Here is a 16,200-nt window from a genome sequence, read left to right as displayed (position 1 = left end):
TTAAAAGGTTGATGAAGAATATCACAAAAGTGATACCGAAAATTATTTTCGTTTCAACACTTTTAAAACGGCGGCTTCAATGGCTTTATTGTTCAAACCATATTTCTCCATTAGTTGTTCTGGAGTACCGCTTTCACCAAAAGTATCTTGGGTTGCCACAAACTCTTGGGGCGCAGGATGATGTGTTGCCAATACGCGAGCAACGCTTTCGCCAAGACCTCCCAAGTAGTTGTGCTCTTCAGCGGTTACCACACATCCTGTTTTTTTCACAGAATCCAAAATGGCCTTATCGTCCAAAGGTTTTATGGTGTGGATGTTGATGACTTCCGCTGAAATACCTTGGTTTTCCAAGCTTTCTGCTGCCAAAAGTGCCTGCCACACCAAATGTCCCGTGGCCAAAATGGTCACATCGGTTCCTTCGCTGAGCATAAGTGCTTTCCCAATCTCAAATTTTTGATCAACAGGGGTGAAGTTGGCCACTTTAGGTCGGCCAAAACGAAGGTAAACAGGCCCAACATGGTCTGCAATGGCTATGGTAGCAGCCTTGGTCTGGTTATAATCGCATGGATTGATGACCGTCATGCCCGGAAGCATTTTCATCAAACCAATATCTTCCAAAATCTGGTGGGTTGCCCCATCTTCTCCAAGCGTAAGTCCGGCATGCGATGCACAGATTTTCACATTTTTACCCGAATAGGCAATGGATTGTCTAATTTGATCATAGACACGGCCTGTGGCAAAGTTGGCAAAAGTGGAAGCAAATGGAATTTTTCCTCCTATTGTCAATCCAGCAGCAATGCCCATCATGTTGGCTTCCGCTATCCCCGTTTGAAAAAAGCGTTCAGGGTTTTCTTCAATAAAGGTTTCAATCTTTAAGGAACCCACCAAGTCGGCACAAAGAGATACCACATTCGGGTTGGTCCTACCCAATTCTGTCATTCCGGCACCATAACCGCTACGCGTATCGTTTTTTCCTTGATCTGTATATTTTGTCATTTTTCTTGTCTTCAGAATTAATAATCACCTAAGGTCTCTGGATTCTGGGCCAATGCTGTGGCCAATTGCTCGTCATTGGGAGCTTTACCGTGCCAAGCATGGGTGTGCATCATAAAGTCAACCCCATTGCCCATCATTGTGGTCATAACAATGCAGACGGGTTTTCCTTTTCCAGTCCTGCTTTTGGCTTCTTTAAGACCGGCTATGACTTGTTCCAAATTATTTCCGTCTTCAATTTCCATAACATCCCAACCAAAGGCCCTGAATTTTTCGGACACATCGCCCAAAGGCAACACATCTTCCGTGGCACCATCGATTTGCTGACCGTTTCGGTCCACAGTGGCAATCAAATTGTCAACCTTATTGCCGGCGGCATACATAATCGCCTCCCAGTTTTGGCCTTCCTGAAGCTCACCATCACCGTGAAGACTGAACACCAAATGATCGTCACCGTTCAATTTTTTGGCCAAAGCGGCACCAATGGCAACGGACATTCCTTGTCCCAAAGACCCGGAAGCTACCCGAACCCCGGGCAGACCTTCATGGGTGGTAGGGTGGCCTTGCAATCGGGAATTGATCAACCTAAACGTATTGAGTTCCTCAATGGGGAAGTATCCTCTTCGTGCCAGAACACTGTAAAATACGGGTGAGATGTGACCATTGGACAAAAAGAAGAGATCCTCTCCCTTTCCATCCATGTCAAACCCATCCTTTAGATCCATGATTTCATTGTATAGTGCAACAAAAAATTCGGTACATCCCAAGGAGCCTCCAGGGTGTCCTGAATTTACCTTATGGACCATTCGTAAAATGTCCCTTCTCACCTGAACGACCAGGTCCTGTAATTCTTTCGTATTTGGCATTAGTATTTCATTTTGGATTGTCAAAAATAACCGCATTAGGTCGGCTAAACAAGCAGAAATGGATTATTTCACAAAATGTTTACCCGTGTAAACTTTATTTTTTTGTTAAGGGAAAGCGAATATGAGTTGGCTATATTTGCGGTTTTAAATATGACCATTGAAGTTTAGCTTAGTACAAAAGGACATTGAGAGCAAGGCCAGGGCAGGGGAAATCACCACCGACCATGGTACCATACAGACTCCTATTTTTATGCCCGTGGGTACAGTGGCCTCTGTAAAAGGGGTACACCAGCGTGAGTTGAAGGAGGAAATTGACCCGGATGTCATTTTGGGAAATACCTACCATTTGTACCTGCGCCCCAAAACCACAATTTTGGAAGAGGCCGGAGGCCTCCACAAGTTTATGGGTTGGGACCGAAATATATTGACGGATAGTGGGGGGTATCAGGTGTATTCACTTTCTGATAATCGCAAAATAAAGGAAGAGGGAGTTAAGTTCAAGTCCCATATTGATGGATCGCTCCATGTGTTCACACCAGAGAATGTTATGGAAATCCAACGGACCATTGGGGCGGATATCATCATGGCTTTTGATGAATGCACACCTTATCCCTGCGATTACAATTACGCGAAGCGTTCCATGCACCTAACCCATAGGTGGTTGGACAGATGCATTTCCCATTTGGAGAAGCTTCCTTTTAAATATGGATATTCCCAAAGTTTTTTCCCTATTGTACAGGGGTCTACCTATAAAGATTTACGAAAACAATCCGCGGAATATATTGCCTCGGTTGGAGCTGAGGGCAATGCCATTGGCGGACTCTCCGTAGGAGAGCCAGCAGAGGAAATGTATGAAATGGCCGAGTTGGTCTGCGATATTCTGCCAGAGGACAAGCCTCGGTATTTGATGGGTGTGGGTACACCTATTAATATATTGGAGAATATTGCATTGGGTGTGGATATGTTCGATTGTGTGATGCCCACCCGAAATGCACGGAATGGAATGTTGTTCACGGCCCACGGCACCATCAACATAAAGAACAAAAAATGGGAGAACGATTTTTCACCCATTGATGAAATGGGAATCACTTTTGTGGACACGGAATACTCCAAGGCCTACCTTCGACATTTGTTTGCCGCCAACGAATACCTGGGTAAGCAAATTGCCACGATCCATAACCTTGGTTTTTATCTTTGGTTGGTTCGCACGGCAAGAGAGCGTATTTTAGCAGGGGATTTCTTGAAATGGAAGACCCAAATGGTGCAACAAATGGATAAACGATTGTAATGCTTACCATACTTGACAAGTATATTCTAAAACGATATCTGGTCACCTTTATGGGGATGCTCATGCTCTTTGTGCCCATTGGGATCATGGCCAACCTTGCGGAGAAAATCGGTAAGATCATAGACAACGAAGCTCCCTTGGGCGAAGTAATTGTGTTTTACGGCAATTTTACCTTGGTGATCGGGAATTTGTTGCTTCCGGTCTTTCTGTTTCTTTCCATCATTTTTTTTACTTCCAAACTGGCCAGTAACACAGAGATTGTGGCCATTTTGAGTTCCGGGGTGTCCTATGGACGATTTCTGCGTCCCTATTTAATAGGGGCAACTTTGGTGGCCATCCTTATTTTTATGATGGGGATGTTCATCGTGCCCCATGCCAGCATCGGTTTCAATGAATTTGAATACAAATACTTTAAACGGGGAAAACAAGATCGGGTTACGGACAATATTTTCAATCAGTTGAATGAGAATGATTATCTGTATGTAAGCAGTTTTGATCCCAACAGAAAGATAGGGTACAATTTTACATACGAGCATTTTGATTCCATCAAACAGTTGGATTATAAAATTTCAGCAAGCAATATTCGATGGATTGATAAGGATAGTATATATCGGTTGACCAATTATAGTAAACGAAAACTCCAAAACAATGTGGAAATTATCGAGACCAAAAGACGGTTGGATACCTTGTTCACTTTTAAATTGGAAGATCTTACCCCGGTTTCCTATGTGGCAGAGACCAAAAACCTGTTCGAACTCAACGATTTTATTGAAGATCAGAAAAGAAAAGGAGCCTCCAATATCAATGCCTATATATTGGTGAAGTATAAAAGATGGGCATTGCCCATTGCCGCTTTTATCCTTACCGTGATTGCTGTGGCAGTTTCCTCTGTGAAACGTAGGGGAGGTATGGGGCTTAACCTGGCTTTTGGTATTGGGGTGGCATTTGTATACATCTTTTTTGATAAGGTTTTTGGTACTTTGGCCGAACAATCCGGATTTTCACCCTTATTGGCCGTGATCATCCCCAATCTTATTTTTGGTGTCTTTGCGGTTTATATGCTGATGAAGGCCAAGCGATAATGTATTTGAAAGACCTATCTGTTTGATGTTAAATGGCTTGGACATTTTCTGCGAATAACCCATAAAATCCTATATTTGTCCCCATTCTATTTCTTGAAAACAATTATTTTCCAATGGAATATTTAGAATTTGAACTTCCCATTAAAGAACTTGAAGACCAACTTCAAAAATGTATGGTAATTGGGGAGGAAAGCGAGGTTGATGTGACGGAGACCTGCTCACAGATTGAAAAAAAACTCGAAGAAACCCGAAAGGACATCTATAAAAATCTCACCGCATGGCAAAGGGTGCAATTATCCAGGCACCCCAATAGGCCCTATACCATGGACTATATCAAAGCTATTTGTGGGGACACATTTTTAGAGCTTCATGGAGATCGAAATGTAAAGGATGACAAGGCCATGGTAGGTGGTTTGGGCAAGATTGGTGACCAAAGTTATATGTTCATTGGTCAGCAAAAGGGCTACAACACCAAAACCCGACAGTACCGCAATTTTGGTATGGCCAATCCCGAAGGGTACCGCAAAGCCCTGCGATTGATGAAATCTGCAGAGAAGTTTGGGATTCCCGTGGTATGTTTCGTGGACACGCCCGGAGCCTATCCCGGAATTGAAGCTGAAGAAAGAGGCCAAGGAGAAGCCATTGCCCGAAATATTTTGGAAATGACCCGTTTAAAAGTGCCGATTATTGTAGTGATCATTGGTGAGGGAGCTTCCGGGGGCGCTTTGGGCATTGGTGTGGGAGACAAAGTCTTGATGTTGGAAAATACATGGTACTCCGTGATTTCTCCTGAATCCTGTTCGTCCATTTTGTGGAGAAGCTGGGAGTACAAGGAGCAGGCAGCCGAAGCCCTAAAGTTGACCGCCGCCGATATGAAAAAACAAAAATTGGTAGATGAAATTGTTAAGGAACCCTTGGGCGGAGCACATACCAATAGGGAAAAAACCTTTGAGACCGTCAAGAACAAAATCTCGTCACATTACGAGGAACTGAAAAAGTTATCACCAAAAGACTTGGTCAAAGCCCGCATGGATAAATATGCTGAAATGGGTGTTTTCAACGGATAATTCTTGTTTTTTCAGAGGTTAACTTTTATTGTTAGGTTTTTATCCTTAATTTTTTTAAGTTATTAACAGGCATTCAAAGAGTTTTCAACAAATGCCTGTTGAAATCGTATTCTTTAAAATTCAAGTTAACTAAAGGTTAATTAGCTACTTTCGTACTCATGGACAAACCTAGCCCAATCATCGGTCATAGAGTGGACAAATCTACCCTGATCAATCTTGAGAAAGGAAAAATACCACCTCAAGCAGTTGATTTAGAGGAAGTTGTATTGGGAGCAATGATGATTGACAAAAAAGGGGTGGACGAAGTAATCGATATCCTACATCCTGATGTCTTCTATAAAGATGCCCATCGATACATTTATGAAGCAATCTTTAAATTATTTGAATCTTCGGAGCCTGTCGATTTATTAACCGTTTCCTCCCAGTTAAAGAAAGAAGGAAAGCTGGAAGCTGTAGGAGGTGACTTTTATTTGATCAAGCTCACCCAAAAAGTGGCCTCTTCGGCCCACATTGAGTTCCATGCCAGAATTATTCTTCAAAAATACATTCAAAGAAGCCTTATAAAAATCTCAAGCGAGATCATTGAGGATGCCTACAGTGATTCCACGGACGTTTTTGATCTTTTGGACAATGCAGAGGCAAAATTGTACGAGGTTACCCAAGGCAACTTGAAACGTTCAGCCGAGACTGCACAGAATTTGGTGATTCAGGCCAAGAAAAAAATTGAGGAAATTTCCAATAAGGAAGGGTTGAGTGGAATCCCCTCTGGTTTTGACAAGTTGGATAAATTGACATCCGGTTGGCAACCCAGCGATTTGGTCATTGTGGCGGCACGTCCCGGTATGGGTAAAACCGCTCTCACACTTTCCATGGCCCGGAACATTGCTGTGAACTCTGAAATTCCCGTCGCATTTTTTTCCTTGGAGATGTCATCCGTGCAGTTGATCACCCGTTTGATTTCTTCTGAAACAGGACTGTCTTCCGAAAAATTGCGGACAGGAAAACTCGAAAAACACGAATGGGAGCAGTTGAACGTAAAGGTGAAAGCACTGGAAAATGCTCCCCTGTTCATTGATGATACCCCTTCGCTTTCCATTTTTGATTTACGGGCAAAGGCGCGCCGTTTGGCTTCCCAACACAAAATTAAATTGATCGTTATTGACTACTTGCAGTTGATGACGGCTGGGGGAAGTCAAAAAGGCGGAAACCGGGAACAGGAGATTTCTACTATTTCCCGAAACTTAAAGGCATTGGCCAAAGAATTGAACGTTCCAGTGATTGCCCTGTCCCAATTGTCCAGGGCGGTTGAGACCCGTGGAGGTAGTAAACGACCCATTCTTTCGGATTTGAGGGAATCCGGGGCCATTGAGCAGGATGCGGATATTGTTTCCTTTATTTACAGACCTGAATACTATAAAATTGATGAGTGGGATGATGAAGAGCGTACCCCCACCCAAGGTCAGGCAGAGTTTATTGTGGCCAAGCACCGTAACGGTGGATTGGATAATATTAGGTTAAAATTTGTGGGCGCTCTGGGTAAATTTGATAACTTGGATGACTTTGACTCCCCATTCGAATTCCAATCGAAGATGAATGCGGACGAAGAAAATCCCTTTGCAACCCCAAATCTTCCCAATGCGGATGAGGCTTTTGGGAGCGCAATGAACAGTGATGACGATGACCCAGATGACAATGACGTACCATTTTAAATTAAATTTTTTGCCCCCCAAATTAAGGTTGAGAGGTGTCTTGCTTCTTGTTTCCTTGCTCTTTTCTCTTTCTTCCTTTGCCTCAGTCATCCTTATTCCCATGGATGCCGAAAGTCAGGAAAACCATTTAAAAGCTTACGGAATCACCTATTGGGTGCTCACCAAACAACAGAAAGTGCAATGGCTGCTAAACTATCGGGGTGGTTCCTTTTTGTTGCCCGATGGTGAGGCCATCCGAAAAGAATGCCAGATTCGGGGTGTTTCCTTTGAAGTGTTATCGGATAGCAAAGCGGAACAGATTTTGGATGAAATCAGCAGTCCTTCCCAGAACCAAGATGCCGTTATTTTGGAAAAAGCCCCAAAAATCGCGGTGTATTCCCCCAAGGACAATCCCCCGTGGGATGATGCGGTGACCATGGTGCTCACCTATGCCGAAATTCCCTATACCACCGTGTATGATGAAGAGGTTTTGGGCGATAAATTGGCCCTGTATGATTGGTTGCACTTGCACCATGAAGACTTTACGGGTCAGTTTGGTCGGTTTTATGGAGCCTATAGAGCTGCTCCCTGGTATATTGAATCCAAAGAGCAGGCGGAGGCTTTGGCCCAAAGTTTGGGCTATGCCAAAGTTTCGGATGAAAAATTGGCAGTTGCCCTAAAAATCAGGAATTATGTGGTTGGCGGAGGGTTTATGTTTGCCATGTGCTCTGCCACCGATAGTTTTGATATTGCCCTAGCAGCAGAAAATGTGGATATCTGTGAACCCATGTTTGATGGTGACCCATCGGATGCCAATTATCAAGGGAAGCTGAATTATGGCAACACCTTTGCCTTTACCAACTTTGTTTTAGAGCGAAATCCACTCCGGTATGAGTTTTCGTCCATTGATATGACCAACAAAAGGGGTGACGTACCCAAAGAGTCAGATTATTTTTCCTTGATGGAGTTTTCGGCCAAATGGGATCCTGTTCCCACCATGTTGACCCAGAACCATACGGCTTTGGTAAAAGGATTTATGGGTCAGACTACGGCGTTTACTAGGAATCAGGTAAAACCTACCGTCATGGTCTTGGGGGAGAACAAAATAAACGGAGAGGCCCGATACATTCATGGCATCAAGGGGAAAGGTTTTTTTACCTTTTATGGAGGACATGACCCCGAAGATTACCAACATAGGGTAGGGGACCCAAAAACGGAACTGGAACTTCATCCAACTTCACCGGGATATCGATTGATTTTGAACAACGTGCTTTTCCCCGCAGCCCGAAAGAAAAAACAGAAGACCTAACCCAATTTCTTCTTGAAAAATTCAATGGTGCGTTCCCAGGCCAAATTAGCGGCGGCTTCATCAAACCTTGGGGTAGTGTTGTTGTGAAAACCGTGGTTTACCTCTGGGTAAAAATGGGCTTCATATGCTTTATCCAGCTCTTTGAGCTTGGCCTCGTATTCAGGCCAACCTTCGTTTACCCTTGTGTCCAATCCCGCATAATGAATCAATAAGGGCGCATTGATCTGCGCAACTTCATCATCGGCAGGTTGGCTTCCATAAAAGGGAACTGCCGCAGCCAAATCAGGAACTTTTACGGCCATCATATTGGAAATCCATCCCCCAAAACAAAAACCGACCACACCCACTTTTCCATTGCAATCTTTATGGTTTTTAAGATAATCATAGGCGGCGATAAAGTCTTCAAGCATTTCATCACGATCTCGTTGCCGTTGAAGCGTTCTACCTTCATCATCATTGCCGGGATAACCACCTAAAGGCGTCAACGCATCTGGAGCCAAGGAAATGAAACCTGCCAAAGCAGCCCTTCGGCCCACGTCCTCTATATACGGATTGAGCCCACGGTTTTCATGCACCACCACAATACCGCCCAATTTGCCTGTTGCATCTTTGGGTTTGGACAGCAATCCACGGATTTCACCTCCGCCTTTTGGAGAATTATAGGTAATAAATTCAGAATACAGCCGTGGGTCATTGGGTGGAACCAAAAGCGTATCCACGTAATTGGGCATTATAAAGCTCAAGAGTGAGGCCATGGTAACGCCCCCAACAGCATATACGGAGAGTTTTTCCATAAATTCCCTACGATTTAACTGGTTATGGGCATACGCATCATACAGGTCAAAGACCTCCTGTTTAATGTCTTCTTTTTTTAAGGGTGCCATACAGTTGCTATTTAGTTGATTGCCCCTTAAGGTACAAATTTTACCAAAGCAACTTATTGCAAACTAGTTAAATAGAATGTTTTCTATAAAAGTTTCTCCAATACCCTTTCCACCCCTAACTCATTATTGCTAACGGTTTCATATTTGGCTATTTTTTTTACATTGGGATGGGCATTGGCCATGGCAAAGCTATAGTTGGAGAGTTGCATCATTTCCAAATCGTTGTTGTAGTCGCCAAAAACCATGACTTCGTGGGCTGCAATTTGATGCTGATCCATGACTTTCTGAAGTGCGTAGCCCTTGTGTGCATTTTGGTGGGAAACATCTACCCAATTGGCGCCCGACACCTTAACTTTTAGGTTGTCCTCCAAGTGTTTTACCGAGGGATAGATATATTTTTCAGAATCCTCAAAATGGTAAATGGCAATTTTAAGGACCTCTGCTTCAACAGTGGTTTGATCCTTTACAATATCAAACTCTGAATAATATTCCGCCAGCATGGTCAAAAATGCATCGGAAGCATCATTGGCATAGGCATTGTATTGCCCACAGAGTACTGGATGCACATCTTTAAGCGGGGTAACAATATCCAAAATACGGCCAACCTCTTTTTTGTCAATGGGAGTGGTCAACAAGACCTTGTCCTGTTGTTTTATCAAGGCACCATTTTCGGCGATTACGATGATGTCATTTTTAATGGTTTCCAACTTGTCCACCATACTGTTGTATTGCCTTCCACTGGCAGCCACAAAAACAATGTCCTTTTTCTTGAGCTCTTCAAAAATTTCAAAAAAGCGGGGGCTTACTTCGTGGTTGGAGTTCAACAACGTACCATCCATATCGGTCACCACCATTTTGATCTGCGATAAATCCATTTTCAAGAAATTAAGCTGCAAAGGTATTTCTTATTCAGGGAATGAGAGAATCCCTTTTGGTAAAGTTTATATTAATTTAGTGCGATGTTTTACTTCAAACTATGGATTTTTACCAAAAAGAACTGCAATTACGAGCGTACCCAAGAGGGTTTCATTTAATAACGGATGCTGTTTGGGATGCCCTTCCTGAGATAAGGAAAATAGATACGGGAATGCTGCAGGTGTTCATTAAACATACTTCAGCAAGTTTGACCATTAATGAGAATGCCGACCCTACGGTCCGAACCGATTTTGAAAGTCACATCAATAAAATGGTTCCTGAAAATGCCCCTTATTATGTGCACAATTATGAAGGGCCTGATGATATGCCGGCACATATTAAGGCTTCATTGATGGGGGCATCGGTTCAAATTCCCATTACCAACGGAAGGTTGAACTTGGGTATTTGGCAGGGGATTTACCTTTGTGAGCATCGCAACCATGCATCGGGCAGAAAGTTGGTCATTACTGCCTTTGGGCAATAATCATTCGAGACAATTTGAGTAATTCCTGCCTGCGGTATGCAGGCGTGTCAAGCTGTTTTAGACCTTTTGTAAAATAAAAGATCCCGCACAAGGCGGGATCTAAATAAGCGGGGTAAGTTTATATTAAATTTTACTTTACTTTCTCAACGATGGCCTTAAAGGCATCAGGATGGTTCATGGCCAAATCCGCAAGAACTTTTCTGTTAAGCTCTATTCCGTTGGATTTTACTTTCCCCATAAATTGAGAGTAAGACATTCCATGCATTCTGGCACCTGCATTGATACGGGTGATCCATAGGGAACGGAATGTACGTTTTTTGTTTCTTCTGTCACGGTATGCATAAAGCATTGCTTTTTCTACCGCATTTTTGGCTACCGTCCAAACGTTTTTACGTCTTCCGAAGTAACCTTTGGCTTGCTTCATCACTTTTTTTCTTCTAGCTCTTGAAGCAACTGAATTTACTGATCTTGGCATAATGTGTCATTTTTTTGTAGCAGGCGTCTCAATAATTGAGAACTTTTTTGGGCCCAACTCCAGGGTTAATAATAATGTACCGGTTGAACAATTATTTTAAACGTAATTGTTCCTTGATGTTGTCCTCATCCGCTTTGTGAACCAAAGTGGAATGGGTCAACTTAAGCTTACGCTTTTTAGACTTTTTTGTCAAAATATGACTCTTAAAAGCGTGCTTTCTCTTGATTTTACCAGTCCCGGTAAGCTTAAACCGCTTTTTGGCACTGGATTTTGTTTTCATCTTAGGCATTTTCCTAGTATTTATCTCCGCTTATTATGCTGAACAAGGTTCAGTATCTTTTATTTCTTACTCGTTTTGGGAGCAATGAACATGGTCATTCGTTTCCCTTCCAATTTTGGCATTTGCTCTACCTTTCCAAGCTCTTCCAAATCTTGGGCCAGTCTCAACAACAAAATTTCACCTTGATCTTTGTAGACGATGGATCGTCCTTTAAAGAACACATAGGCTTTGAGCTTGGCACCATCCTTCAAAAATTTTTCAGCATGGCGTTTTTTAAACTCATAGTCATGGTCATCTGTTTGCGGGCCAAACCGTATTTCCTTTACGACTACTTTGCTGGCCTTGGCCTTCATGGCCTTTTCGCGTTTCTTTTGTTCGTAGAGAAACTTCTTGTAATCTATAATTTTGCACACGGGTGGATTGGCCTTTGGAGAAATCTCCACCAAATCCAGTTCCAGTTCACTGGCTTTTTCCCTAGCTTTTGAAATGGGATAAACTCCTATTTCCACATTGTCCCCTACGAGCCTCACTTCTGGGGCGGTAATCTTCTCATTGATATTATGAGGGTTTTTGTTTTCCCTCCTAGGTTGGGGCTTAAATCTTCTTCGTATTGCTATGACGTATACTTTTTAGTTAAACTTAATTTTTTAGAACGACTTTAAGGTACTATTTATTTCAGTAGATACCAAGTCGGAAAAAGCTTCTGTGCTTAAACTGCCCAAATCTTCACCTCCATGACGTCGAACCGAAATGGTTTCTGCCGCTTCTTCCTGCTCTCCTACGATGAGCATGAAAGGGATTTTTTTAAGTTCAGCCTCACGGATTTTCTTCCCAACCGTTTCATTCCTGTTATCAATGAGCGCGCGAATTTCGTGATTTTCCAGTGAATTCAAAACTTTTTCCGCATATTTTTCATGTTTCTCACTGACCGGCAGTACAATAGCCTGAGTTGGAATGAGCCATAAGGGGAAGTTTCCGCCAGTATGCTCCAGTAACAGAGCCACAAAACGTTCCATGCTTCCAAATGGTGCCCTATGAATCATTACGGGTTGATGCAGCTCGTTATCACTACCTTTGTACGTGAGTTCAAAACGTTTCGGAAGGTTGTAATCGACTTGAATGGTACCCAATTGCCAATTTCTTCCGAGGGCATCCTTCACCATAAAATCCAGTTTGGGACCATAAAAAGCAGCTTCACCACTCTCAACCACAAAATTCAACCCTTTTTCCTCTGCGGCATTGATGATGGCCTGCTCGGCTTTCTCCCAATCATCCGTGTTTCCGATGTATTTTTCAGGATGTTCAAGGTCACGCACAGACACTTGGGCCGTAAAATTATCAAAGCCCAAAGAGTTCAATACATATAAGGTAAGGTCAATCACATTTTTAAACTCATCATTAAGCTGTTCGGTTGTACAGAAAATGTGGGCATCGTCTTGGGTAAATCCTCTGACCCTGGTAAGACCATGCAGCTCTCCACTTTGTTCATATCTATATACGGTACCGAATTCGGCATAGCGTTTGGGCAAGTCCTTGTAACTAAAAGGAGTGCTGTTGTATATCTCACAGTGGTGCGGACAGTTCATGGGTTTTAGCAAGAACTCCTCATCCTCTTTTGGAGTGTGTATGGGTTGAAAACTATCCTCTCCGTATTTGGCATAATGCCCAGAAGTTACATACAGTTCTTTTTGACCAATATGGGGTGTTACCACCATCTCATATCCCGCTTTCTTCTGCGCCTTCTTAAGGAATTGCTCCAAACGCTCACGCAATGCGGCGCCATTCGGTAACCATAAAGGAAGACCTTGACCCACTTTTTGGGAAAAAGTGAACAACTCCAGTTCCTTTCCCAATTTTCGGTGATCCCTTTTCTTGGCCTCTTCCAAAAGCTCAAGATATTCTGTGAGCTCTTTTTGTTTGGGGAATGAAATTCCGTAGACCCGTGTCAATTGTTTGTTATTTTCATCTCCTCTCCAATACGCCCCGGCCACACTAAGAATTTTGATGGCTTTTATGATTCCAGTATTGGGAATATGTCCACCACGACACAGATCGGTAAATGTGCTATGATCACAGAAAGTGATGGTGCCATCCTCAAGATTTTCAATCAACTCTACCTTATATGGATTATGTTGGTCCTTGTAATAGTGTAGCGCATCAGCTTTGGAGACGCTTCGCATTTTATAATCGTGCTTTCCACGTGCAATTTCCAAGGCCTTTTTTTCAATTTCAGGAAAATCCTTTTCCGATACGGCGTGCTCCCCAAAATCTACATCATAGTAGAAACCATTTTCAATGGCAGGGCCAATGGTAAGCTTAATGCCTGGGTACAATTCTTCCAAGGCTTGGGCCACAACGTGGGAGGTGGAGTGCCAAAATGCTTTTTTCCCTTCGGCATCGTTCCATGTATATAAGGTAAGTGTGCCATCTTCGGTTAGGGGCGTCACCGTTTCCACAGTGGTATCATTGAATTTGGCCGAAATTACATTTCGGGCCAAGCCCTCACTAATGCTCTTTGCAATCTCAATAGGTGTAGTTCCCTCAGAAACTTTCTTTACCGCGCCGTCAGGCAATGTGATCTCTATCATTTACACTCCTTAATTTTGGATGGTGCGCAAAGATACTATCTTGAATTGATGCTTACAATATATATAAGGCTCAATTGGGTAAGAAGGTTCAAATCAGAGGTTTACCTAAAATAGCGTTGAAAAGTAGTCGTGGGTTTGATGGATTCAATAAGATTGATTTGATGTAACACACTGATTTTTAAATCATTGAAATTTTTTTCGATTTTTTTTCGAAATTGTTTTGCGGTATCATTTAAACCTCTCTATATTTGCACCCGCTTAGCTGATAAGGCTGGGTTGGTTTTAAGGGATGGAGGGGCCTTTTCAGGGTTCTTTTTTTTCCTTGATTTGAAAGAAGAAGTTCATATACATATTGTAACGACAGCGTAAAGAGAATTATATTATAAGAACCATTTTGATGCAGGGACTCAGGTCTTTGGGTGTCGGACAGACATTCAGAGAAATACAATGAAGAGTTTGATCCTGGCTCAGGATGAACGCTAGCGGCAGGCCTAACACATGCAAGTCGAGGGGCATCACGGAAAAGCTTGCTTTTCTGGTGGCGACCGGCGCACGGGTGCGGAACGCGTATGGAACCTGCCCCTGTCAGGGGAATAGCCCAGGGAAACTTGGATTAATGCCCCATGGTACCACGACATCGCATGATGATGTGGTTAAAGATTTATCGGACAGGGATGGCCATGCGTACCATTAGTTAGTTGGTAAGGTAACGGCTTACCAAGGCAGCGATGGTTAGGGGCCCTGAGAGGGGGATCCCCCACACTGGTACTGAGACACGGACCAGACTCCTACGGGAGGCAGCAGTGAGGAATATTGGACAATGGGCGGGAGCCTGATCCAGCCATGCCGCGTGCAGGATGACTGCCCTATGGGTTGTAAACTGCTTTTATACGGGAAGAAACCTCCCCTTGCGAGGGGAGCTGACGGTACCGTAAGAATAAGGACCGGCTAACTCCGTGCCAGCAGCCGCGGTAATACGGAGGGTCCGAGCGTTATCCGGAATCATTGGGTTTAAAGGGTCCGTAGGCGGGCCGTTAAGTCAGGGGTGAAAGTCTGCGGCTCAACCGTAGAATTGCCTTTGATACTGGCGGTCTTGAGTCATGGTGGGGTTGCCGGAACATGTGGTGTAGCGGTGAAATGCATAGATATCACATAGAACACCGATCGCGAAGGCAGGTGACCAACCATGTACTGACGCTGATGGACGAAAGCGTGGGTAGCGAACGGGATTAGATACCCCGGTAGTCCACGCCGTAAACGATGGATACTAGCTGTGGGGACCTCGGTCTCCGTGGCCAAGCGAAAGTGATAAGTATCCCACCTGGGGAGTACGTTCGCAAGAATGAAACTCAAAGGAATTGACGGGGGCCCGCACAAGCGGTGGAGCATGTGGTTTAATTCGATGATACGCGAGGAACCTTACCAGGGCTTAAATGCAGGCTGCATGGGGTGGAGACACCCCTTTCTTCGGACCGCCTGCAAGGTGCTGCATGGTTGTCGTCAGCTCGTGCCGTGAGGTGTCAGGTTAAGTCCTATAACGAGCGCAACCCCTACCGTTAGTTGCCAGCATGTAAAGATGGGGACTCTAGCGGGACTGCCGGTGCAAACCGTGAGGAAGGTGGGGACGACGTCAAATCATCACGGCCCTTACGTCCTGGGCCACACACGTGCTACAATGGCCGGTACAGAGGGAAGCCACCCCGCAAGGGGGCGCGGATCTACAAAACCGGTCACAGTTCGGATCGGGGTCTGCAACTCGACCCCGTGAAGCTGGAATCGCTAGTAATCGGATATCAGCCATGATCCGGTGAATACGTTCCCGGGCCTTGTACACACCGCCCGTCAAGCCATGGAAGCCGGGAGTGCCTGAAGTCCGTCACCGAGAGGAGCGGCCTAGGGCAAAATCGGTAACTAGGGCTAAGTCGTAACAAGGTAGCCGTACCGGAAGGTGCGGCTGGAACACCTCCTTTCTAGAGAAAGAGACGCCCGGTAGGCCGGGGTCCCGCTCGGGGTGGTCCTTATATCTTTGTGCTGTCGTTTATGATATGTTATAGAAATATTGGTGGTTTTAGGCCAAGACAGTCTCATAGCTCAGCTGGTTAGAGCGCTACACTGATAATGTAGAGGTCGGCAGTTCGAGTCTGCCTGAGACTACAAGGTCGAAGCAGACGAGAAGTTTATCCCGAGCGAAGTCGAGGGGAGTCTGCCTGAGACTACAAGGTCGAAGCAGACGAGAAGTTTATCCCGAGCGAAGTCGAGGGGAGTCTGCCTGAGACTACAA

The 16,200-nt window shown here is 44.2% G+C and carries 14 protein-coding genes, 1 tRNA gene and 1 rRNA gene; 8 read left to right on the top strand and 8 right to left on the bottom strand.

Annotation, left to right across the window (positions count from 1 at the left end):
* Positions 1-42: 42 nt before the first annotated feature.
* Positions 43-996 (bottom strand): transketolase family protein, encoded by a 954-nt coding sequence (locus tag A7D14_RS12710; protein WP_067035146.1) that lies wholly within the window; start codon positions 994-996, stop codon positions 43-45.
* Between the two features lie 17 nt (positions 997-1,013).
* The gene (locus A7D14_RS12705; protein WP_067035143.1) at positions 1,014-1,859 is read right to left on the bottom strand and encodes a transketolase; all 846 of its coding nucleotides are present in this window, start codon (positions 1,857-1,859) and stop codon (positions 1,014-1,016) included.
* A 157-nt stretch (positions 1,860-2,016) separates the two neighbouring features.
* Here A7D14_RS12705 and tgt point away from each other — a divergent pair, with 157 nt between their 5' ends.
* From tgt to A7D14_RS12680, 5 genes are all read left to right on the top strand, one after another.
* Positions 2,017-3,147: a tRNA guanosine(34) transglycosylase Tgt gene (tgt, locus tag A7D14_RS12700; protein ID WP_067035140.1), complete on the top strand. Its 1,131-nt coding sequence runs from the start codon at positions 2,017-2,019 to the stop codon at positions 3,145-3,147.
* Positions 3,147-4,229, top strand: coding sequence for an LptF/LptG family permease (locus tag A7D14_RS12695; RefSeq protein WP_067035138.1), 1,083 nt, complete (start codon positions 3,147-3,149; stop codon positions 4,227-4,229). Before tgt ends, A7D14_RS12695 begins: the two co-directional genes overlap by 1 nt.
* A 113-nt stretch (positions 4,230-4,342) precedes the next feature.
* Positions 4,343-5,296 carry an acetyl-CoA carboxylase carboxyltransferase subunit alpha gene (locus A7D14_RS12690; protein WP_067035135.1) on the top strand — a complete coding sequence of 318 codons (954 nt, stop codon included), beginning with the start codon at positions 4,343-4,345 and terminating at the stop codon, positions 5,294-5,296.
* A 158-nt stretch (positions 5,297-5,454) separates the two neighbouring features.
* Entirely contained in the window at positions 5,455-7,005 is a 1,551-nt protein-coding gene (gene dnaB / locus A7D14_RS12685) for a replicative DNA helicase (protein ID WP_067035131.1), read from the top strand.
* Positions 6,983-8,293: an asparagine synthetase B gene (locus tag A7D14_RS12680; RefSeq protein ID WP_409552687.1), complete on the top strand. Its 1,311-nt coding sequence runs from the start codon at positions 6,983-6,985 to the stop codon at positions 8,291-8,293. Before dnaB ends, A7D14_RS12680 begins: the two co-directional genes overlap by 23 nt.
* On the opposite strand, the gene A7D14_RS12675 is transcribed toward A7D14_RS12680, so the two are convergent.
* Positions 8,290-9,177: a dienelactone hydrolase family protein gene (locus tag A7D14_RS12675; RefSeq protein ID WP_067035128.1), complete on the bottom strand. Its 888-nt coding sequence runs from the start codon at positions 9,175-9,177 to the stop codon at positions 8,290-8,292. The genes A7D14_RS12680 and A7D14_RS12675 overlap by 4 nt on opposite strands.
* A gap of 83 nt (positions 9,178-9,260) precedes the next feature.
* Positions 9,261-10,052 carry an HAD family hydrolase gene (locus tag A7D14_RS12670; protein ID WP_067035124.1) on the bottom strand — a complete coding sequence of 264 codons (792 nt, stop codon included), beginning with the start codon at positions 10,050-10,052 and terminating at the stop codon, positions 9,261-9,263.
* A gap of 101 nt (positions 10,053-10,153) precedes the next feature.
* Here A7D14_RS12670 and A7D14_RS12665 point away from each other — a divergent pair, with 101 nt between their 5' ends.
* Positions 10,154-10,576, top strand: a complete 423-nt coding sequence (locus A7D14_RS12665) for a secondary thiamine-phosphate synthase enzyme YjbQ (protein ID WP_067035121.1) — start codon at positions 10,154-10,156, stop codon at positions 10,574-10,576.
* Positions 10,577-10,706: 130 nt separating this feature from the next.
* Here the strand turns inward: A7D14_RS12665 and rplT are convergent, their stop codons facing one another.
* From rplT to thrS, 4 genes are all read right to left on the bottom strand, one after another.
* Positions 10,707-11,051 carry a 50S ribosomal protein L20 gene (rplT, locus tag A7D14_RS12660; RefSeq protein ID WP_036383285.1) on the bottom strand — a complete coding sequence of 115 codons (345 nt, stop codon included), beginning with the start codon at positions 11,049-11,051 and terminating at the stop codon, positions 10,707-10,709.
* A gap of 91 nt (positions 11,052-11,142) precedes the next feature.
* Positions 11,143-11,340: a 50S ribosomal protein L35 gene (gene rpmI, locus A7D14_RS12655; RefSeq protein WP_014033572.1), complete on the bottom strand. Its 198-nt coding sequence runs from the start codon at positions 11,338-11,340 to the stop codon at positions 11,143-11,145.
* 50 nt (positions 11,341-11,390) lie between these two features.
* On the bottom strand, positions 11,391-11,942 hold the full coding sequence (infC, locus tag A7D14_RS12650; protein ID WP_255307455.1) for a translation initiation factor IF-3: 552 nt from the start codon (positions 11,940-11,942) through the stop codon (positions 11,391-11,393).
* A gap of 36 nt (positions 11,943-11,978) precedes the next feature.
* Positions 11,979-13,919, bottom strand: a complete 1,941-nt coding sequence (thrS, locus tag A7D14_RS12645; RefSeq protein ID WP_067035115.1) for a threonine--tRNA ligase — start codon at positions 13,917-13,919, stop codon at positions 11,979-11,981.
* Positions 13,920-14,363: 444 nt separating this feature from the next.
* Between thrS and A7D14_RS12640 the strand changes: the two genes are divergently transcribed.
* Both A7D14_RS12640 and A7D14_RS12635 read left to right on the top strand, forming a co-directional pair.
* Positions 14,364-15,889, top strand: a 16S ribosomal RNA gene (locus tag A7D14_RS12640).
* A 110-nt stretch (positions 15,890-15,999) separates the two neighbouring features.
* Positions 16,000-16,073 (top strand) — tRNA-Ile (locus A7D14_RS12635).
* Positions 16,074-16,200 lie beyond the last annotated feature (127 nt).

The sequence above is a fragment of the Allomuricauda sp. CP2A genome (assembly GCF_001683915.1).
Lineage (GTDB): Bacteria > Bacteroidota > Bacteroidia > Flavobacteriales > Flavobacteriaceae > Flagellimonas.
This window is presented reverse-complemented; position numbering and strand designations above follow the sequence as displayed.